Below are 19,822 nucleotides of genomic sequence, written 5' to 3' on the forward strand. Positions count from 1 at the left end.
TCAAACCCATATGGACTTGCTGCATGACTATCTAACCCGTGCCCGCGCATCCGGGGCGCTATTCGCGCGCTCGGTCGCACTGCAGCCTTGGGGCCTCACGCTTCCCGGCGCCATCAAGTTGTCGCTACACACCGTGCTGCGAGGATCCATGTGGTTGTGGGTCGACAAGCCATCCGAAGCGGTATGCCTCCTGCCTGGCGACGTCGCACTGGTCGTTGGCGGCCAAGATCATCACATTGCGCACAAGCCGGACCCCAATCTTTGCATGTCCCACGAGCAGTTCTGGGCCCGGGATGCCGTCGATGCCGACAACCCCGATGCAGCCATCTTCTTGTGCGGCGCCTATCGGCTGGACGGCGATGTGGGCCGTGGTCTCATTCAAGCTTTGCCGCCCATGCTGGTCATTCGGCCGGCAGCGCACGACCAGATTCACGATGTCGTGTCGCTTATTTCTCGTGTGCTGAGTCATCCAGTGCCGGGTCAGCAAACGGTACTGGATCGACTGCTCGATATCCTTCTTGTGATGGCCATGCGCGAGTCGTTCGAACAGAGCCCGACCGCGCCGCGCTGGTATCGCGCGGCGACTGATCCGCGGCTTGGCTGCGCCATCCAGGCAATGCATAAGGAACCCGAGCGCCCATGGACCGTGCCGGCGCTTGCGCAACTCTGTGCCATGTCTCGCCCATCCTTTGCAAGGAACTTCGAGCGTGTGCTTGGCCAAACGCCGATGCAGTACCTGACCGACTGGAGAATCACGTTGGCGCGTGACTACCTGCTTGCTGGCGACCTTTCGTTAGAACAGATCGCTCTTCGTACGGGCTACAGCTCATGCAACGCTTTTGCGGCAGCGTTTCGACGGCATGTGGGTGTGGCGCCTGGTCGATGGCGATCTTCCATTTTAAGCGGTGAACACGGCACAGAGATCTAGAGAATCATGTGGTGCGGGGAAGCATCGCGGCTAAAGCCGCTCGGCCGTTGGCGGAAAATATTCTCCATGGCGCGCGGGCCGTGGGCTATTTTGTGAACAGCGCCAACGCAAACGTCGATGACTCGTTAGGCGTCCACATGGAGGTAAAACGATGACACGCGTTCGCGTTGCGGGTTTCACCATCTCGCTCGACGGCTATGGTGCCGGCCCGAATCAAGACCTCGACCATCCGCTCGGCGAGGGCGGGATGGAACTGCATCAGTGGCTCGTGCCGACACGCACGTTCCAACGGCACTTGTTCGGCCAGGACGGCGGCACGACCGGTGTCGACGACGACTTCGCCGCCCGTAGCTTTCAGAATGTCGGGGCCTGGATTCTTGGCAGGAATATGTTCGGCCCCATTCGCGGAGAGTGGCCGGACATGAGCTGGCAAGGCTGGTGGGGCGACAATCCGCCGTATCACGTGCCGGTGTTCGTCTTGACCCACCATGCCCGCGCCCCGCTCGAGATGGCGGGCGGCACCATCTTCCACTTCGTCACCGGTGGCATCCGCGAAGCGCTCGACCGCGCGCGTGAGGCGGCGGCCGGCATGGACGTGCGCATCGGCGGCGGGCCGAACACCATCCGGCAGTTTCTGCGCGCGGGCCTGATCGATGAGCTGCACATTGCCATCTCGCCAATCCTGCTCGGCCGGGGGGAATCGCTGTTCGAAGGCTTGGACATGCGCACACTGGGCTACCAGTGCGTGGAGTTGGTCGCATCGGAAAAGGCTACGCATGTCGTCCTGCGGCGCCAGTGAATGAGATTAGGCGAGCGGGCCGACAAGCATCGGCCCGCTCGCTGCGTCGCTTAATTCAGCGCGGCGCTCACGACAGTTTGCCATGCCGTTGTCGGCCGGCCGATGAGCTGGCTTAGCTGCCGGCCGTCATCGAAGAGCGCCCCCTTGGACACGCCCGTATCGGAGTTCGCCAGGAGTTCGGCGAGCGGCTCCGGCAAGCCGGCGCCAATCAATGCTTTCTTGTATTCCGCTTCGGGCAGGTTGACGTAGGGAATGGGTTTGCCGCTTTGCTTGGCAATCTCGCCGGCGAATTCACCGAGGGTATACGCGGCATCGCCGGCGAGTTCGTAAACCTTCCCCGCCTGGTGGTCGCGGGTCAGCACCACGGCGGCCGCTTCGGCGAAGTCTACACGGCTGGCGGAGGCGATGCGGCCGTCGCCGGCGCAGCCATAAACCGCCCCCAGCGAAAGCGCCGCGCCAATCCCCATTGCGTAGTTTTCGGTGTACCAGCCGTTGCGCAAAAGGACGAACGGCACGCCGGACGCTTTAATGGCGGCTTCGGTTTCCCGGTGCTCGCCGGCCAGTCCGAGTACCGAGGTATCCGCATGCAAAACACTGGTGTACGCCAACAGTTTGACCGCCCCGCGGCTTGCCGCCTCGATCACGCTGCGGTGTTGCCGAGCGCGCTGCCCGATTTCGCTGGAGGAGATGAGCAAGAGCTTTTCCACGCCCTGCAAAGCGGCATCCCAGCTAGCCGGCTGGTCGTAGTCTGCCTGCCGCACTTGCACGCCGAGCGCGGCGATGTCTTTGGCTTTGTCCACATTGCGCACGATGGCGACGATGTCCGCCGCGGGAATTTTGTTGGTCAATGCGGTAATGACGAGGCGGCCGAGTTGGCCGGTGGCGCCGGTGATCGCAATCATGATGTCTGCCTTTTCTGTGGTGGAGAGATAGGATGGAAGCAGAATATCCGCTATACTAACTTTTTGTAAGTACGCACAAAAAAGTAAGCTTATGATCGAATCGAATAGCGGCAAGCTAGCGCAGGCGATGCGCCACGGCGATGTACTGGCCGCACAATGCCCTTCACGCGAAATTCTCAAACACGTCACCAGCCAGTGGGGCGTCTTGGTGCTCATGGCGCTGATGGGGGGCATGCACCGCTTCAGCGAGCTGCGCCGCAAAATCGGCGGCGTCAGCGAAAAGATGCTGGCGCAGACGCTGCAACAACTGGAACAAGACGGGTTCGTCAGACGGGTGTCATACCCCGTCGTACCGCCTCATGTGGAATATTCGTTGACGCCGCTGGGCGAAGACATCGGCCGACACATCGAGGCGCTGACGGACTGGATCGAACACAATCTGCCGAATATCCTTGCGGAGCGAAAAAAACAGCCCGTCGAAAGCGAACGCAAGTAATACCGATCACGCCGCCGCGGCTTGCGTATTCATCCGGCGGCGGGTCGGACAGGCTAGTGCGATGCTTGGCTCGACTTCCGGCTTCTCCGCCAGATCGCGATATATGGGCGGAACAATAAAAAGGCGATCAGATTACCGACCAGTGCTGTCAATAACGACATCCAGCCCGGGTGGTTATATACAAACAACACCAAACCTAATTTAACCACCATCAAAGGCATCAAAAAAACAAAAGCCATATTTAATCGTTTTCATCTAGCCAATTCTGCCGACAGTGTTTATCAAGAATGCCATCGCTTTTACAATCACCAGGGGAAAGCTTAAAAAATTTACGTTTCTGGCGTATATTACCTGAGCCAAAGTCATACCGGCACAACAGTGCAGTTACTCTAAATGCTGGCTGTATATTAATAAACCCAATCGTTTCAGGGTATATTTACAAACCCCTTTTAGTTAAATTCAAATACCATGATAAAAATCAAAACCTTAATCTTGCTCGCCCCTTTGCTGCTCCCCGCAATGTCCGCCTATGCCGAAACACCTCAATCGGCTTCGGCCCCTGTGGCAGACCACCCCGCCGGATGTCCGGATACGATCAGCGGTTTTGTCGATGGCAAGGTCAAAGCCGAAGAAGTTCAACGCTGTATGGGAAAACCTATTAATGAGAACCACAACCCGGATGGGCGGTTTATCTACATGTATGGGTTGAACGAGAATCAGGTGGTCGCCTTCTTGTTTGATAAGGATGGGATACTCATCAGAAAGCGTGGGTTCCAGAAAAACTGATTCGGCCAAGGAGATAGGCCGGGCCGATGGCGCAGTAACACATGCCGCTTAACGGGACGAAGTAGCGAAAATACGCTCAACCAAGGGTGTAGAGAAAATAGCGTCAGGCATGTAACGCCAGCAAAAATGTCAAAAGCTTGGCGGCACCGCATGCGGCGCCGCCATCATACTACCACGTCATAATCGACTGGATTAGCAAGGGTGGACGAGTGGGTGCAGGCCTAGCGGCATGCGTTCGATGGAGAAAATAGCAAAGCCCGTCAACAGTGTTTCAGTGCGGCACGATCAGAGGCACGATGTCGCCGGCATGCTTCCTGATCTGTTTGGCCGCCTTCTTCTCTTTGGGGGTTAATAAAGGTTGTTTCTTCATTTCTTTATTGGGCTTTCTTGACTTGGGCATACCGATGACTCCTTCGCTGCGTTTTGCTCATAAGCTTCAGAGCAGAACAAATGCTCACAACCACTGCTTCGTTGCGAGCGGAAAGCCCATTCGCCTTGATGAAGATGGCCTAGACGGCTGTGCGTATGGGCACTCAATCAGCATGCGCCGTTTTTCAGAAATAGCCAGTCATATAAATAAATAAAGCGCTTGCAGTTCGACGATACCGTTCCAAGCAGGTTTTCGGGGAAAAAATAACAGGCGCCATCATGCCGACTTACGGCGTTCCGTCCCGCTGCTTGCGCGCGACGTACCAGGTCATCAACGGAAATGCGGATATGCCATGGACCATGATCGACGTTGCGACCGTTAGCAAGGTCAGGCTTACCAGATCTTGAGCCAGCGGGCCGGTCACGCCTTGGGCCAAGGCGTACATCAAGTAAAAAATCGAGCCAATACCGCGAATCCCGAACCACCCGATGATGATCATTTGATCCCTGCGGAAGGGCTCGCCGGCCATGCCGGTTACGATGGCCAGGGGGCGCACCAGAAGAAAAAGGACCGGAATGAACCACCATGCCGCCGCGAAGGGGGCAATGCTCGGCAGCAGGATACCCACAACGAGGACAATGAACAGTTCCGCCAGTTTTTCGAGTTGTTCGTTGAAGCCACGGATTGCCCGGTTCATGGCCGAACTGGCATGGTGTGGATGGGTAAACCAGTTGTCCCGAGCACCGCTGGCGGAAATATTCAAAAGCTCATGGGCCAACTTGCTGGTTATCGGCAAATCTTTTACGCGGCTGATCGCCAGCCCGGCGGCAAACACAGCCAGGAAGCCGGAAGCCAAACAGGATTGGGCCACGCCGTAGGAAACGGCGATCAGTCCAAGTGTCAGGAATTCATTCAGGCCCAAGGCATTGCGGTATCGGGTACGCATGTAGACAACCAGTGTCCCGATCAGGGTGCCGAGTACCGCGCCGATGAGCAGCCCACCGACGGTCGACCAAAGCAGATCCACCACCAGCCAATGCCAGCCCAGGGAGCCCAGCGGGTGAAGGCCCAGCAGGCCCAGGCCCAGGAGAACGAAGGGAAAGGCCGATCCGTCATTGAGAGCGCCTTCGCCTGCCAGGCTGAAGCGCACCCGATCCGGGCTGGTGCCGGATTCGGCCTGGATGCCGGTTGCCAGGACGGGATCGGTTGGCGCCAGAATCCCGCCGAGGAGCACCGCCGCACCAAGGGGCAAACCGAGCCCGAGGACGCCGACACAGGCAATGAGGCCAACGGTCATCGCCATGACGGGAAAGGCAAGGCGGAAGGCAGCGATCCAGCGTCGGTCCCGCAGCGGTGCGTTCAGCTTCAGGCCGATGGCGAAAATCGAAATGAGCACGGCGACCTCGCTCATCAGCGCGAGTGCATTCGCCTGAGAAAACGGGTCTGCTTCAACGATCCCCATGCCGCCCGGGCCCAAGAGATAGCCCAGGCCCAGATAGACCATTGCCGCACTGACAGGCAGGCGCGCCAGAAGCGTTCCCGTCAGGAGCATGGTGATGAGTAACAGGCCGATCAAGAGCGACCCGTGAGCAACAGTCATAACATGGCCATTTGCCTTTGCGGAGACATCCCGAGGGTGCATCGAACCGAATCCACATGGCTCGGTGAGGCAGTTCTCGATGGACGGGAAGCCACCCCGCTTCCAATCTAACACGTGCGGTGGGCTGCCAGTTGGCAAGACTCGCAGCGTGCAACGAATCAATCCATCCCGGATTCCGTCCCCTTAACCGTGCATTGCACGTATGGTTGCCCGGCAGGTTTTCCAGGAAATGCATAGCCATTGGCCTCTCCGACTTTTCGCAGCATCACCACGGTCGAGTCGCCGGCGAGATGGGCTTTCTTGATCGCGGATTTGATCGCTAGGGCATCGCCCTCCACAAACAAGGCCAGGAAACCGCCATCGACTTCGGAGAGGTTCACCGATTGAATGGGCAGACCGCCAAAGGTATAGCTGCCTGGCACCACAATTTCATGATTCCAAATTTGGCTTTGGGGCTGTCGAGTGGCGTTTGCCAATAAGTCGCCAACACCATGGTTGCCAAGATTCAATTTCTGGCAATTCAGTTGCGCAGCCAGTTTTTTATTCTTGTTAGCCGCCGTGGCCGTTGAAGCGTTGGCGGTTTGCTTGCCTTTCAAGCGATAGCGGCCATCGAATGGCACATCCCCGAATGTGCTGGCGCAGGACTGTAGGTGTACTTGCACTGCCGATGGCGCGGGGGCCAACATCATGGTGCAAATACCTTCCGTGTATTGCCACTGCCCTGCTTTGAAAACCAATTGCCCGCTGCCCGAACCGGAGTGAAGATTCGCCGCCGAACCTTTCTCCATGACTTCAAGCTCGAACTTGCCGCCGGGATGAATGGTCAGCGAGCGCTCGAAATTCCGATCGCTCGCGTCGTAGTGGCCAGGCACGAGATAGTTACCCGTCTCCGCACTGCTCGATGAATCGGCGTTGCCTTGCAGGGCGTTCTTGATACCTTCCTTCAGCGCCGCCCCCAAATCGAGGGTAAATGTCTCCGCATGCAGTGCGGAGGAAGAAAGTGCCAGAACGAGGGAGATGGCTCTAAAAGTCAGTCGAAGGTCTGGCATTTTATTGAACTCCAAGTAAACAAACGGGGTGGCGCCGCAAGCAGAGCGAGGGGGTTTCTAGGCATTATGGGTGGCACAACCAGAGCCATCAAGCACTTTGTCATAAGTTAACGGCGGCGCCAGACCGCCCTGGCCTGCCCGGGGATTTTTGGATCAGCAACACGGGAGATGAGCGACGCCCAACACGTTGGACAGTTTACGGCGAGGGCGGATATGCCTGAGTTTTGGCTATCACCTACCCCACCGCCTGGAGGAATTAAATGTCGGATGTCATCGGCAATGCACTGTGGTCGGCTTTAGCCGCCATCCTGATTGGACTTTGGCAAGAGTTCGGCGAGACAAAGATCCCCAAGCTCCAGTGGATTCCCAAAGATCAGGCAGAGCCTGAATTGAAGCGGTCGAAGCGCGCCGTCAGGCAACGCGCCTGGTTTCTGCTCTCCGCCGCATGCCTCGGTTTCTTTGTCGGCGCGCTCATCCACCTATACATTCGCGGCTTCATGGCGGATCGTCATCTCAATAGCGAGGCGATCCTTTTTTGTCAGCTAACCGGCGGCTTCTTGATGCCCAATATCCTTATGTTCCTCAACAAGCTGAATATCGAAAAGCACATCGACAGAATGACCGGGCTGTAATCAGCGCCGGGTAGCGACGGCCACCGCTTCCGGCTCGATCTCAACGGGGCCAAGCACCCGCTAAGCGAGCCGTCAGCGAGAAGGCCGGCAGTTGCAATCAAGGCCAATCAGGCATCGCATCGCGGCCTTGGTAGAGGATTTTGGCGATCAATTCCTTGAGAATCTTGGCGGCCACCATCGCGGACTGGCCTTCGCGGTCGCGGACGGGGTTGTACTCGACCACGTCGGCGCCAATCAGTTGCCCGCCCAAGTGCTGAATGGCGTCCAACAGTTCGCGTACCGTCATGCCGCCCGGTTCGTAGTGTGAGATGCCGGGAACGAAAGCCGGGTCCATGGCATCCAGATCGACCGAGATGTAAAGCGGTCCCTCGACCTTCAGCGACTTGAGCCGATCCAGATGCCGCATCGTGATGGTTTCCACACCGAACTTTTTCGCTTGTTCGCGCTGGTGGCCGCTGATGGTGCGAATCCCGACCTGAATGAGCCTGGAAACCAGGCCCTCTTCCATCGAACGAGCAAACGGACAGGCATGGGAATGGCGGTTTTCGAGCAACTCGTCGTAGATATCCGGGTGCGCATCGAAATGCACCACGGTCAATTTCGGGTAGTGTTTGCTGACCGCGCGCAGCAGCGGATACGCCACCGAGTGGTCGCCGCCAAGACTGACCAACGGTGTCCCGCTTGCCAACACCTTGGCGGCAGCCGCCTCGATCTTGGCGAAGGATGCGGGATCGCCCTCGGCGAGTTCGACGTTGCCTGCGTCTTGAATGACGCCGGGAATGCCGAGATCCAGCCCGTTTTCGGTCCACATGTTCGCCGAGTCGCAATAAAGTGCTTCTCGAATCAAATCCGGCGCCTTGGCCGGCCCGCGCATGTAGGAAGAGTTCTCATCCAGCGGCACGCCGAGAATGGCGACCGGCCCCGGGTGGGAGGGAGTTGCTTGGCCCATGTTTCGCCCTTTCATAAAAAAGAAGGAAAGCCTTATATACTTCCAGGCCAGTATAGGGAGCGGGCGTGAACGGGGACAAACGATAAGAACGCATTGAATTCATGCACGTTGCGCATGAATTGCCGATGAATGGACTTGATCCAGCAACCAGGAACGAAACGAAGACAGCGGCGCATCCGACGCCATGGCGGGCGGAATCGACAAACGATAGGCAAGGCCCGACGACAGCTCGATGGGGAAAGGCTGCTGAAGTGCGCCACTGGCCACCAGATCTTCGACCAGCCAGGTATCGGCCAATGCAATGCCCTGGCCTTGCTGCGCGGAGACCAGCGCCACCTCCAACATATCGGAGAACTGATGCCGCGACCGGTTCAGGTCGATATCGGCCAAAGCCGCCCAGCGGCGCCATTCCTTGCCGTCCCGGTCGGGGTGCAACAGCGTGGCACCGGCAAGCCCGTCCAGGTCATCCAGATAGTCTGGCCGGCAAACCGGCGTCATGGACTCTTGCCACAAGACGTCTGTCTGCAAGTCGGACGGTTCCCGGGCTGCGAAATCGATCATCGCATCGATATTCTCGCGAAAGAAATCGGGCACTTGCAGCGATTGGGTATCGATGGCGAGGGTCACCCCCGGGTTGAGACGGTAGAAAGAAGGCAGACGGGGCAAAAGCCAACGCACGGCCAAGGTGGGGTGCACGCGCACAGTGAGCACACGAGGGGTTTCCACCATTGCCCTCTCGGCCTGATCGAGCAGCACCAGCACTTGCTCGGCGAAAGGCACCAGCCGCTGGCCTTGAGGGGTAAGCACCACCAGACGGGTATGCCGCTCGAACAGTCGGCAACGGAAATGCGTTTCAAGCCGCTCGATCTGTCGACTGATCGCGCTCTGGCTAAGGTTCAATTGATCCGCCGCGGCACTAAAGCTGCCGTGCCGCACCACCGCCAGAAAGGCATGCAATGGCTCGAGGGGAGGAAGCCGCTTCATGTGCAGGAGCCCGACGACACGTTGATTCGAGATTGTATCAGCCACAGGAAATCGAATCGACCATACAGGTTATTGAACAACTTCTGCCGCGTTGAATTGGTCGCGCCGAAGAGGGCCACGAAAGCCTTATCGACAGCAGGCGACGCGGCGACGAGCAAAGGCACCCACCAAAGCAGGGGTCGGTTTCGGCTTGCTCGTCGTCTGGGTCGTCCCACTGCAAATCATGTTGGATCTCGGCAAAGAACAGAATTGGTTCACCTCCAGCTTGATTACCGCCCTGGCCGTCATCGCGGCCATCGGTTTCCTGGCATTTCTGATCTGGGAATTGACCGAGCCCGAGCCCATCATCAATTTGCGCGTCTTCCGCCACCGCAACTTCGCGATTGCCACCGCCACCTTGTGTGCCGTCTTTGGCGCATTTTTCGGCGTCAACGTGATCGTGCCGCTATGGCTGCAGACCGGCATGGGCTACACCGCCACGTGGGCAGGCAGAGTCACTGACTGGGGAGTATCTTCGCGCGCATCATGGCGCCCTTGATGCCGCGCATCGCAGCGTCGGTCGATCGGCGCCGGCTGGTGTCGGGCGGCGTGGCCTGGATGGCCGGGGTGACGATTCTGGCCAGGGCGCTTGCAGCCGCAGTGGCTGCCGACAAATGGCGCCGCGGCAAGCCAGAACAGTGTGCTCGACCGTCTGCTGCAAGATCAGGCCGTCACTCTGGCGACCAACCACGTCGTTTGGCTGCTGGGGTTTTCTTTCGCCACCGGCGCCGCGCTGGTCTGGCTGGCAAGGCGGGACGATCACGAAGGCGGAAAAGGGTCGAAATAACCGTACGAAGCGACAACTCTGCGGCCATGATCAGCGGCGATCGACGGTCAACATACGCAGAATTGGTTACCCAAGCAGTATTGCCCCTCATTCCTCGTGCCTAAACGCAACCGTTAACTTGACGAAGTCACTGCCACAAACATATAAATATGCCAAAGGCATTACCCTCCCCCCTTTCGCGCCGCCTACCCCGCCACGGAGCCGCCATGCAAACCCATGCCGAGAAACAGTCCCCACCTCGCACCGACAGCAAGAAGTCAGGCAAAAGCACTTCCCAGTTCAACAACCGTCGACCAGAAGCCGTTGCACAAAAAAAGCTACAAGAGATGGCAGATAGTTATACACAAAACAAGTACAAGCAACCAATACAACTGATGAATGGAACTTATAGCCATCAACCATTGATTAGCAATTATTTTGCACATAACCCTACAAACCAAAATTTTTCAAATACCAACCTTCCTTATCATTTTAGTAAGGAAGATATTGAAGTAGAAGGCGGAGGAAATGATTTTACCGCTACCGTTGCCGGAATTGGTCTGGTTGGAACGCTAACCCTGTTAAATGATTACGCGAATACAAAATGGATCAATAACATTGATGTTAATATCAAGGCTCAAAGAAAAGGGGTTGGAACGGCCTTGTTGCAGGCAGCCATAGAGGAGCATGGCGTCATATATGCATCAACCCAAGAGGACTATGAAGATGACGGCGAGGACACCCGACATCTGGAGCCCGAAGGGAGAGCCTTGGTTCAATCCTGTATTGGTAGGGGAATGAATATCATATATACACACCCAACAAAAATCACATCGCACCACGAGTAGTATGGCAGGGTGACTTACGTGAGTCTGGACAGCCCAATTCTTGCCTGGTCATCCCCCGACACATTTGTCATCATGACAGCCATTTCCCACGCAACTATTGCATGCCGATGGACAAACTCAACGATCTGAAATTGCTGGTGCTGTCCGTCGAACTCGGCAGTTTTTCCGCGGCAGGACGCCGGCTGGGTCTCTCGCCCGCTGCGGCCAGTGCCGCCGTGCAGCGCATGGAGAAAGCGCTCGGCGCCCGCCTGTTCGATCGCACCACGCGACAACTGCGCCCGACGGATGCCGGCGAGCGCTATATCCGCAGTTGTCAGCAGGCACTGGCGGCGTTGGAGGATGCGGGACGTCTGCTGCAGCACGACCAGGGTCAGGTGCAAGGCACCTTGCGCATTTCCGCGCCCTCCGACATGGGGCGGCACCAGTTGGTCGACATCCTCGACGAATACAGCCAGCGTTATCCGGATGTGCGATTGGTACTGACCCTGACCGACGCGCTGTCCCACCTGGTCAACGACGAACAGGACATCATGCTGCGCCAGGGGCCGCTGGCCGACAGCAGCATGCTGTCGCGCAAACTGATCCAGAGCAGCCGCGTGCTGTGCGCCGCGCCGGATTTTTTGGCACGCCATGGCATACCGGCGACGCTGGACGAGTTGGCGGCGCTGCCGGCGCTGGTGCAACGAACCAGTGGCGGCCCGCGTCATCTCTGGGTCACCCGCGCCGGCACGGCCAATATGCAGCGCTACCGCGAAAGCAACGATAGCGAGGTCATTCGGCGCTGGGCCCTGCAAGGACACGGCGTGGCCTTCAAGCCGCTGTGGAATCTGGGCGAAGATCTGGCCGCCGGCAGATTAAAGCTGATCCAGCCGGAACAATGGCACCAGCCGTCGTCGCTATACGCGCTTTATCACCAAAGCGCCTACCAGCCACAACGGCTGCGTCTGTTCATCGAGCTGTTGGCCGAACGGCTGGCACCATACTCGACCATGGCGGCCAGCCTCGGCATTTCGCACTCAGACTAGGCCACCGCCATTCACATCCAGCACGGCACCGGTCAGGAAGCCATTGCCCATGATGTGCAGGTAGGTTGCGGCCAATTCCTCGGCCGTGCCGACCCGCCCCACCGGCAGCGATGCGCCGATCCGATCCACCATGGCTTGCCGCTCGGCCGAACCCGCCACGCCCCAGGATGGCGTATCGATGACGCCGGGGCTGACCACGTTGACCCGGCGCGGCGCCAGCTCGCGCGCGAGCTGTTGGCCCATGGTCTCGACCGCCGCGTTGATACTGCCCTTGAGCAGGTTGCCCGCCGCGAACTTGCGCGATAGCAGCCCCGAGGTCAGCGTGATCGACGCCCGTGGCGCCAGATGCGGCAGCACAGCGCGCAAGGCGGCCATATTGCCCAGCACCTTCACCTGGTAGGCATCCAGCGCCACGTCGTAGGACAGATCTTCCAGCCGGGTCGCCGCGACGCGGCTGCCTATCGTGCTGACCACATGATCCACGGTCGCCAATCCGGCAAACGCCGCGGGCAACGCGTCCCAATCGGTCAGATCCGCGCCGACCGCCGCCATGCCGTCGCTTGCCTCGGCCGAACGGCCGACCACCGTTACCCGCGCACCCGCCGCGCGTGCGGCCAACGCCACCGCCCGACCGATACCGTGACTACCGCCCAGCACCAGTACATGCTGGCCATCGAGCCATGCTAGCTTATCCATCGTCTATCCCTTGCTTCGTATCCGGGCTCATTCCCTGTCGAGCATTCTGGACAAACTGGCGGTGTTTGATAATTTGCCTGGCGTTGGAATAATCTTCAAATTCAATTTGAAAATAACTACAGCTGGTTGGAGGCCTTGGTAATCGGGCAGCCGAACAAATCCCCCACCCACTTCGCCGCCTCCTCCAACAGGTAGCCCAAGGCCACCAGCACCTGTTGCACCTCCGCCGCCAGCGCCCCTAGTCCTTTCAGCGCTTCGGCCAACGCCTGGCCCAACACCCCGAAATGATCTTTCAGGATCTGGCCGATCAGTTGCAGGCCATTGACCAAATTACGCCATTGGTTCTTCGCCCAGGCCAGGAAAGCGCTCACATCGCTCAGCATCGCCTGGATGAGTTTCGACGCTTCTTGCTTGACCTGCTCAAGCAACTGAGTCGCAACATCGCCCAGACTGTCGATAACGCCCTGCACATTGACGTTCAGCAAGGTGTAAGGATGGTCGGCGCTACCTAGGTTGAGGTTCAGACCGAGCAGGCTGAAATTGAAGTGGCCGTTGACCGTCAGACTGGTCAGCGAAGCGGCGAAGCCGAGACCGGCGGCGATACTGAAGTCCGGCAGCGACAGTTTCGGCACCAGCGTGACGCCCCATAAGGAGATACCGCCCCATTGCAGATCCTTCCAGCCGAAGTTGAAGCCGAAGGATGCGGCAAGCTTGTCATTCTGGGGGTCGAGCAGGAAGGTGATATGGTCGCCGCTCCACACACCGCAGCCGCCGGCCGGCTGGCCGTTTTGCACCGCGTAGTCGAGCTGGAACTGGTTGTCGGTGGTGGCCAGCGCATACAGATGGTCTTCCACCAGGTCGATGAACTTGAGATAGAGCGAGGAAAAGAACCGTAGCGGCTGGTCGTTGTTGACGCCCGGCACCACGATGCCGGCCGGGGTGGCGGCGATAGCCAGCTGCGGCCCCTTGTCGGTCGGTTTTTTGCTTGCCGGATCCCAACCGGAAAGTTTGAATACCGACCCCCACTCGACTGCCCGGCTCAGCAGGATGTAACCGGAAAAACCGGCCTTGGCATTGCCCGATTCGGCCAGCAGGGCCGATAGGCTGACATCTTCCTGGCCCAGCAGGGTGAACGCCGCCTGCACGCCGAAGCCGGCCGGAAACGGACCGTGGTCGCCGATCTTCTGGATTTGCGCCCCTTCGACGAACCAGAAGGTGAATTGTTTGACGCTGACCAGCTCGTTCAGAAACCCCACCACCTCCGCCACTTCCGGCTCGCCCTGCTGCCTCAACGCCGCCGGCGACACATCCAGGGCAAAGGCGGCATCGAGCACATTCGACACGGTCATCGGCTGCTGGTCGGCCTGGGTCCAGAGCGCGATGCCGTTGGGCACTTCGAAATCCACCACTTCGACGGCAAAGCCGACTTCGAACTCGAACTGCGTCGACTTCGGGTTCTGCAGTTTGAGGTCGCCCCCGGCCACCAAAGTCACGCCCGCGGCGGCGGCCCCAATCGTCACACCAGCCTGCAGGTCGACGATGGTCACGGTTTCCAGGCCAAAGGGCTGCACCCAGTTCTGCAGCCCGATGGTCAGGTTCAAATCGCCTTCGCTGGGCACGATGCTGCCCTGCAGGCTCAGATCGATGGCGCTTTTGGCATCGGGGTGGAACTTGCCCTTGGCCTTGGCGCTGATGGTGCTATTGCCGTTCGATGGGTTCTCCCAGTCCAGTTCGAAGCCGTCGAACTCGAAAATACCGTTCGCCTGGGCGCTGAAGCGATTGTTCAACACCGCCTTCAGCGAGGTCGCGCCGCTACTGCTGGCGTACGAGGCGAACAGATCCAGTTGCGTGACATTGCCCATGAAATTGGCGATGGCTTTCAGCTTGTCGCTCAATTGCAGGGAGGTGAACAGCAGGAACCCCGGCGCTATGTCGAAGTCGGCGGCGATCGCCGGCACCTGCTTGGCGCTGAGCAAGCCCAGCGACTCCAGGCTACCGGACTTGCCGTCCAGCGTGGACACCACTACCCCGCTGTTGTCGAACACCAGCGCGGACAGCGGCGGCCAAATCGAACCGGGCGACCATTGGGCGGCCACCACGCCGAACATCACCCCGGTCTTGCTCTTGACGTACTGCACCCGTAGCGCGGCGTTGACGAAGCGCTGGCTGTCGTACAACAAGCTGCCCTGTCCGTCGAAGGTCAGCGATTGGGCGACATAGCGCAAACTCATTTGCCCGCGTGCGAACGACATCCGATTGGCCGGTTGCCAATTCAGCTGTTGCGGCCACAGACTCTGCAGGGGCCATTGCAACTCATCGCCCATGTTGGCGCTGAGCGTCAGTTGCACGCCATCGGCCGTCTGCTCGAAATCCAGCACCACCTGCGCACCGGCATATTGCGCACTGGCGAGGGTGAGCGTGGCACCGTTGGTCGTGGCCTGCAGCGCCAGGGTGGCGTTCTCGAGCTTGGCCTTCAACGAGAGTTGCCGGGTCGCGGGGTCGACCTGCAGGGTGGCGTCCGGCCCCAACTGCAGCGTCAATCCGCTCAGATATTGGCTCAAGGCGGCTTGGATCGGCCCGGCGAACTGATCCTGCGCCAAGCGCAGAACCTTATTGCCGTCCTCTTGCTGCAACAATCCCTGCAGCGTGGCGTAGATGGTATCGCTCATGCGCTCAGTGCCCAAGATTGTCCAGCACCTGGCGGGCAAACTTCGTCGCCGCCTGGCTGATCTGGCCCAGATTCTGACCAATGTAACCATTGATGGCGCCGATGATGCTCTGGATCAGTGCCGACTGGTTGAGAATGGGGTCGATCAGTTGTTCGTATATCGCGTCGTCCGGCGGCAAGGTCACGGCCAGCTTGACATCGCCATTGCCGGCCACCAGCACGATCCGGCTGTAGTTCAACGCCAGTTCCTGCGGCGTGTCGCCGCTGGCGGTGAGGGAGGTCTGCACGCCGAGCGTGTTGCTGTTGTTGTGCAACGTGATATTGAACGTGCCGCTGATCGGCACCGGGGTATTGTCGCCAACTGTCACATTCAGGGTAAAGGCGGTACTGGCGGTGGCGGGCGGCGAAGGCACGGTGCGTTGATGACCACCCACCGTCACCGTCGGGCCGGGGTTGAGCGTATCCAACAGCAAGGTGGCATTGACTTGCTGGTTGGTGCCGAAGTTGATATTGCCAGGCAAAGCCACCAGATTGGACAAGCCATTGATCACCAGATTTTGCAGCGCGATATCGGTGACCTTCACTTGCTGTCCTAGCACCGTGGTACTGAACGGGCCGTCTATGTGCAGATTGCTCGCGGTATACGGCTCGATCGTCGGCGAATTGGATCCCAGCACCAGGGTCGGCAGGTAGATGTAGCTGCGGACATCGTTGATGCCGCCGCGCGCGCGGTCGAACAGGTATTTATCCACCGCATTGGCGCCGACATCCACACCGCCGCTGGCCACCTGGGAGCTACCGAAAATCTGGTTAAAGATGCTGACGAGCTGGCTGTTCAACAAATCCTCCACCTTCGCCCGGTTGCCGGAATCCATCAGCGCGTTGTTCACCTGGGTGCTCAGCAAGGTTGCGGCATCTTCCGTGGCCAGCAGATTTTTGAAGAAGGTGCTCCAGCCCGGGAAAAAAGTTGAGGCGTTAATCACAGAGGGGAAAGGGATCGGCGACAACCGCTGATACTGCAGATTCTGCAAGGCATAGTCTGGCGTCGCACTCTGCTGTCCAAGCAACTGCAAGGTATTCAGGCCGATCTGCAAGGCCGGTGCGTTGCTGACGCCGACATTGGTGTCGGCCACGACGGCGGCCTGGCTCAAATACAGCAGGGCAATGCCGGTCGCGCTGCAATCGAACCCATTCAGATGTCCGGAAGAAGGCGGCAGACCGAGCGTGGGCGGCGGCGGGAAGATCTTGCCGTTGCGATCGGCGAAGCACAATGTCTGGGTCAGCACAAAACTCAGACCGCTGAAAGCCTGCCCGGTATTGCTGTCCGTGCCCCGCTCCTCGCCAGCCAGCGCCAGCTGCTGACACCATGCCGCGCTCACCGAATAGGCGTTCGGGTTCAGTGTGATCTGCGCGTGATAACCTTGGTCGTCGGAACTGACGGTCGGCTCCTTGCCGCTGACCTGGATATTCGCCAGCCCCTGGATTTCGATGTTATCGACGTGCAGATTCGGCCCGACATTCGGCATCGGTACCACGTTGAGCTTTTGCCCGGTGATATAAGTCACGGCGGCCTTGGCGTCGTCGATCATGCTCTGCGTCACGGCACCGCCAGGCTTGGCCTGACTTAATGACATAATCGCGGGAAACAGCGCTTTAAACCAAGAAACGGCCAGATCCTGCGAAATATCGACCGCGCCGTTGATGTTGTTCAGGCCCCAGTTGGAGGCATGCAGCGGCAGGTAGGGTTGGTGCTGGTCGTTTTTCATGTTCGACAACGCGACCGGCAGGAACAGCTGATTGCCCGGCGAGCTGTCGTTCGCCTTTTGCATCAGCGTGTTGTAGACGAAATGGAATAGATACAAGCTCATGATTCCCCCTTTGGGAAATTAATAGGGCCGGTTGACCACATGCATGGTGATGTCCTGCAAGGCTCGCAAATGCGGCCCCGCGGGCAGGTTCTCCAAGAATTGCACCGCCTGCAGCGCGGTCGCGCGCGCTTGGGCGTAGGCTAAGGCAAAGGCGTCGGAGCGGCGGATTTCATCGACCCAAGCGTTGATTTGCGGCACGGGCGGGGTTTCTTGACTACGCAGGTAGCGCACCATGGGATGGTCATCGCCAAACAGTTTCATCGCATGAATGATGGGCAGCGTGATGCGGCGCTGGTGCAAGTCGATGCCCTTGCGCTTGCCGGCCTCCTCATCCGAATGCGCCAAATCGAAGATGTCGTCCATCATTTGAAAGGCGCGGCCCATATAACGGCCAAACGAGCCCAGTCTGCGTAGTTCCGAGGTGTGCGCCCGCATCAGCGCCGCGCCCGATTCGCACGCCAGTCCGAACAACACCGCCGTCTTGCGGTCGATGGTGGTCAGGTAGCGGCTCAACAGCGAATCCGGATGCCAATACGGCTGCGTGGTCATTTCGTCGATCTCCCCCCGGCAGATATCGAAAGCCGAGTCGAGTACCCACTTCACCAACTGCATATCGTCCTGGTCTTCGATGGCATCGACGAAACAACGCACCGCCTGCAGGAATTGCATGTCGCCGATCAGAATCGCCATCTCGGTGCCGCGCGCGGCGTTGACACTGTGCTGGCCGCGCCGCAACGAGGCGTGATCGACGATATCGTCGTGAATCAGGCTGGCCACATGCAGCATTTCCAACGAGGCGGCGGCACGCAAAACCTTAAACGGCAGCGCCGAGCGTGGCTGGAACAGCCGTGCGGTCAATAGCAACATCAGCGGCCGCAATTTCTTGCCGCTGCGGTACAACGCCATCTCCGCCTCGGACAGATAGTCTTGCTGCGGCAGGAGCGCATTCGCCAATTCGCGCTCGAACCCCTGCATCTCCTCCACCATCAGCTGTTGCAGAATGTCGTTGACCGGGTCTTGTGCCCCGGCGGCGACCCTCATTGATGCTTGCCTTGTGCAATCTGGGCCAACGACGGCACCAGTGCCCGCTCCAGCGCATCGGCAATGCGGTCGTGCAACAGACTCTTGATGAAGCGCGCCTCGCCCAACGCCTCGCGCGCCGCCTCGGCCAAAGGCAGACCGAGTTCGGCGTCCCAGCCGCTGTCGTCGAAATCCAGGTCGAAGCCGTCCAGTTCCACCCGGCCATCGACTAGACGGGCTTCGCCCGCGGCGACATCGAATTGCAGATAGACATAACACCCCAGACTGGCATGCAATCCGCCCGCCGCCAGCGCCACCGGTTTTTGCGCGGCCAACCGCGCCGCATGCTCGGCGAAGTCGGCCTGCATTTTGCGGACAAAGGCCCGTTCGTCCTCGCTCAGCGCCATGGTCCAGGTATTGCCGTTGGCATCTCGACCGCCGATCGGGTTGCCGCTGAGATAGTCATGAACTTCTTGCACCGTGTGCGGTGTCGGCGGGGTGCCGTGCAGTACCATCTGATAGACGGTGGCTTTGGTTTTGGGCGGCACATCGTTGATTTTCGCCACCTTGGCGTTTTGCACGATGCCGGTGCCAAAGCTCAGCGTGGCCGCTGCGGCCAGGTTGTAAGGATTGGTCGAATCTGTCGGGTTGCCGGGCTCGTTATTGGCCGCCATCGCCGTCAAGGTGGTGAGCAGCGCCAATTGCTGGGATTGGGCATTGCCGTTATAAGTGGTGCTGCCATATACCTTTTTGGGATCGTTCACCACCATGCCGGTGGTATTCACCGCCGTATTGGTGTCGGCGGCCATATCGGTAATCTCCTGCACGCCCCAGCCGATCTGGAAGGCATAGGCGGTGGGATCGGTGAACACATCGTTGAAGGCGGCCCGATGATTGGTATAGGTGGAGAGCATCGTGGCACCATTGCCGCCCGGCAAGTTCTGCAGCGCGGCACGTTGATCCTGCGCGGTTTGAACCCAGGCCGGATGCACATTCTGATCCGCGCCGCCGCGCCGCCCGGCATCCCTCGGCAAACCGGTCCCCGCGCCGTCCAGCCCGGTTTCCCATATTTGCGTCCCCTGCAAGGTCTGCCGCCCGACTAGCGCAATATCCGCGATCTGCAGCGCCAGCACGCAATGCCCCTCGGCATTGCTGCCGCTGGTCAAGGTCAATGGCGCACGGTCCGCCAGCTGCAATTGCAAATCGCCCAGTTCGATACTGAGCGCCCCTCGCGCAAAACCGGCCTGGGGCGGCATATCCGACGCATGCGCCAGCGGCAACGCCGGGATATCGTCAAGGACAATCAGATGCGGCAGCGCGGTGTGCAAATCGTCGTGATCCAAATGGTTCCAATCGGCCTGAAGCGCTTGCGGGTCAAGGCTCATGAAATTCTCCTG

General features: G+C 59.2%; 20 protein-coding genes. 9 read left to right on the top strand and 11 right to left on the bottom strand.

Features of this window, described 5'->3' with window-relative positions:
- Nucleotides 1-10: 10 nt before the first annotated feature.
- A complete protein-coding gene (locus tag DFP86_RS02070) occupies nt 11-928 on the top strand; it encodes an AraC family transcriptional regulator (RefSeq protein ID WP_133678353.1) in 918 nt (305 codons plus the stop codon).
- 151 nt (nt 929-1,079) lie between these two features.
- Nucleotides 1,080-1,727 (top strand): dihydrofolate reductase family protein, encoded by a 648-nt coding sequence (locus DFP86_RS02075; RefSeq protein ID WP_133678354.1) that lies wholly within the window; start codon nt 1,080-1,082, stop codon nt 1,725-1,727.
- Between the two features lie 50 nt (nt 1,728-1,777).
- Here the strand turns inward: DFP86_RS02075 and DFP86_RS02080 are convergent, their stop codons facing one another.
- Nucleotides 1,778-2,629 (bottom strand): SDR family oxidoreductase, encoded by an 852-nt coding sequence (locus DFP86_RS02080; RefSeq protein WP_133678355.1) that lies wholly within the window; start codon nt 2,627-2,629, stop codon nt 1,778-1,780.
- 91 nt (nt 2,630-2,720) lie between these two features.
- On the opposite strand from DFP86_RS02080, the gene DFP86_RS02085 reads away from it, so the two are divergent.
- Nucleotides 2,721-3,125: a winged helix-turn-helix transcriptional regulator gene (locus DFP86_RS02085; RefSeq protein ID WP_133678356.1), complete on the top strand. Its 405-nt coding sequence runs from the start codon at nt 2,721-2,723 to the stop codon at nt 3,123-3,125.
- A gap of 468 nt (nt 3,126-3,593) precedes the next feature.
- Complete coding sequence (locus DFP86_RS02090) at nt 3,594-3,911, top strand: hypothetical protein (RefSeq protein ID WP_133678357.1); 318 nt, start codon at nt 3,594-3,596, stop codon at nt 3,909-3,911.
- 271 nt (nt 3,912-4,182) lie between these two features.
- Here the strand turns inward: DFP86_RS02090 and DFP86_RS19670 are convergent, their stop codons facing one another.
- The 3 genes from DFP86_RS19670 to DFP86_RS02100 form a co-directional block, all read right to left on the bottom strand.
- Nucleotides 4,183-4,311 (bottom strand): hypothetical protein, encoded by a 129-nt coding sequence (locus tag DFP86_RS19670; protein WP_279526882.1) that lies wholly within the window; start codon nt 4,309-4,311, stop codon nt 4,183-4,185.
- A gap of 256 nt (nt 4,312-4,567) precedes the next feature.
- The gene (locus DFP86_RS02095; RefSeq protein ID WP_133678358.1) at nt 4,568-5,881 is read right to left on the bottom strand and encodes a cation:proton antiporter; all 1,314 of its coding nucleotides are present in this window, start codon (nt 5,879-5,881) and stop codon (nt 4,568-4,570) included.
- 158 nt (nt 5,882-6,039) lie between these two features.
- Nucleotides 6,040-6,930: a hypothetical protein gene (locus DFP86_RS02100; RefSeq protein ID WP_133678359.1), complete on the bottom strand. Its 891-nt coding sequence runs from the start codon at nt 6,928-6,930 to the stop codon at nt 6,040-6,042.
- A gap of 260 nt (nt 6,931-7,190) precedes the next feature.
- On the opposite strand from DFP86_RS02100, the gene DFP86_RS02105 reads away from it, so the two are divergent.
- The gene (locus tag DFP86_RS02105; RefSeq protein WP_133678360.1) at nt 7,191-7,562 is read left to right on the top strand and encodes a hypothetical protein; all 372 of its coding nucleotides are present in this window, start codon (nt 7,191-7,193) and stop codon (nt 7,560-7,562) included.
- 97 nt (nt 7,563-7,659) lie between these two features.
- Here DFP86_RS02105 and speB read toward each other — a convergent pair whose 3' ends face one another.
- Nucleotides 7,660-8,511 (bottom strand): agmatinase, encoded by an 852-nt coding sequence (speB, locus tag DFP86_RS02110; RefSeq protein WP_133678361.1) that lies wholly within the window; start codon nt 8,509-8,511, stop codon nt 7,660-7,662.
- A 99-nt stretch (nt 8,512-8,610) separates the two neighbouring features.
- On the bottom strand, nt 8,611-9,495 hold the full coding sequence (locus DFP86_RS02115) for a LysR family transcriptional regulator (RefSeq protein WP_133678362.1): 885 nt from the start codon (nt 9,493-9,495) through the stop codon (nt 8,611-8,613).
- Nucleotides 9,496-9,685: 190 nt separating this feature from the next.
- Between DFP86_RS02115 and DFP86_RS02120 the strand changes: the two genes are divergently transcribed.
- The 4 genes from DFP86_RS02120 (at nt 9,686) to DFP86_RS02135 (ending at nt 12,173) form a co-directional block, all read left to right on the top strand.
- Nucleotides 9,686-10,033 carry an efflux MFS transporter permease gene (locus tag DFP86_RS02120; protein WP_166642119.1) on the top strand — a complete coding sequence of 116 codons (348 nt, stop codon included), beginning with the start codon at nt 9,686-9,688 and terminating at the stop codon, nt 10,031-10,033.
- 90 nt (nt 10,034-10,123) lie between these two features.
- Nucleotides 10,124-10,321 carry a hypothetical protein gene (locus DFP86_RS02125; protein WP_133678364.1) on the top strand — a complete coding sequence of 66 codons (198 nt, stop codon included), beginning with the start codon at nt 10,124-10,126 and terminating at the stop codon, nt 10,319-10,321.
- Nucleotides 10,322-10,527: 206 nt separating this feature from the next.
- A complete protein-coding gene (locus DFP86_RS02130; RefSeq protein WP_166642120.1) occupies nt 10,528-11,148 on the top strand; it encodes a GNAT family N-acetyltransferase in 621 nt (206 codons plus the stop codon).
- A gap of 101 nt (nt 11,149-11,249) precedes the next feature.
- Complete coding sequence (locus DFP86_RS02135) at nt 11,250-12,173, top strand: LysR family transcriptional regulator (RefSeq protein WP_133678366.1); 924 nt, start codon at nt 11,250-11,252, stop codon at nt 12,171-12,173.
- Here the strand turns inward: DFP86_RS02135 and DFP86_RS02140 are convergent.
- The 5 genes from DFP86_RS02140 to DFP86_RS02160 all read right to left on the bottom strand — a co-directional run bounded on the left by DFP86_RS02140 (nt 12,165) and on the right by DFP86_RS02160 (nt 19,810).
- Nucleotides 12,165-12,869, bottom strand: a complete 705-nt coding sequence (locus DFP86_RS02140) for an SDR family oxidoreductase (protein ID WP_133678367.1) — start codon at nt 12,867-12,869, stop codon at nt 12,165-12,167. The two genes, DFP86_RS02135 and DFP86_RS02140, sit on opposite strands and share 9 nt — an antisense overlap.
- Nucleotides 12,870-12,985: 116 nt before the next feature.
- Nucleotides 12,986-15,538, bottom strand: a complete 2,553-nt coding sequence (locus DFP86_RS02145; protein ID WP_133678368.1) for a hypothetical protein — start codon at nt 15,536-15,538, stop codon at nt 12,986-12,988.
- A 4-nt stretch (nt 15,539-15,542) separates the two neighbouring features.
- The gene (locus tag DFP86_RS02150; protein ID WP_133678369.1) at nt 15,543-17,405 is read right to left on the bottom strand and encodes a hypothetical protein; all 1,863 of its coding nucleotides are present in this window, start codon (nt 17,403-17,405) and stop codon (nt 15,543-15,545) included.
- Between the two features lie 18 nt (nt 17,406-17,423).
- Nucleotides 17,424-18,446, bottom strand: a complete 1,023-nt coding sequence (locus DFP86_RS02155) for a polyprenyl synthetase family protein (protein ID WP_133678370.1) — start codon at nt 18,444-18,446, stop codon at nt 17,424-17,426.
- Nucleotides 18,443-19,810: a hypothetical protein gene (locus DFP86_RS02160; protein WP_133678371.1), complete on the bottom strand. Its 1,368-nt coding sequence runs from the start codon at nt 19,808-19,810 to the stop codon at nt 18,443-18,445. Before DFP86_RS02160 ends, DFP86_RS02155 begins: the two co-directional genes overlap by 4 nt.
- Nucleotides 19,811-19,822: the final 12 nt, after the last annotated feature.

The sequence above is a fragment of the Paludibacterium purpuratum genome (assembly GCF_004363805.1).
GTDB lineage: Bacteria > Pseudomonadota > Gammaproteobacteria > Burkholderiales > Chromobacteriaceae > Paludibacterium > Paludibacterium purpuratum.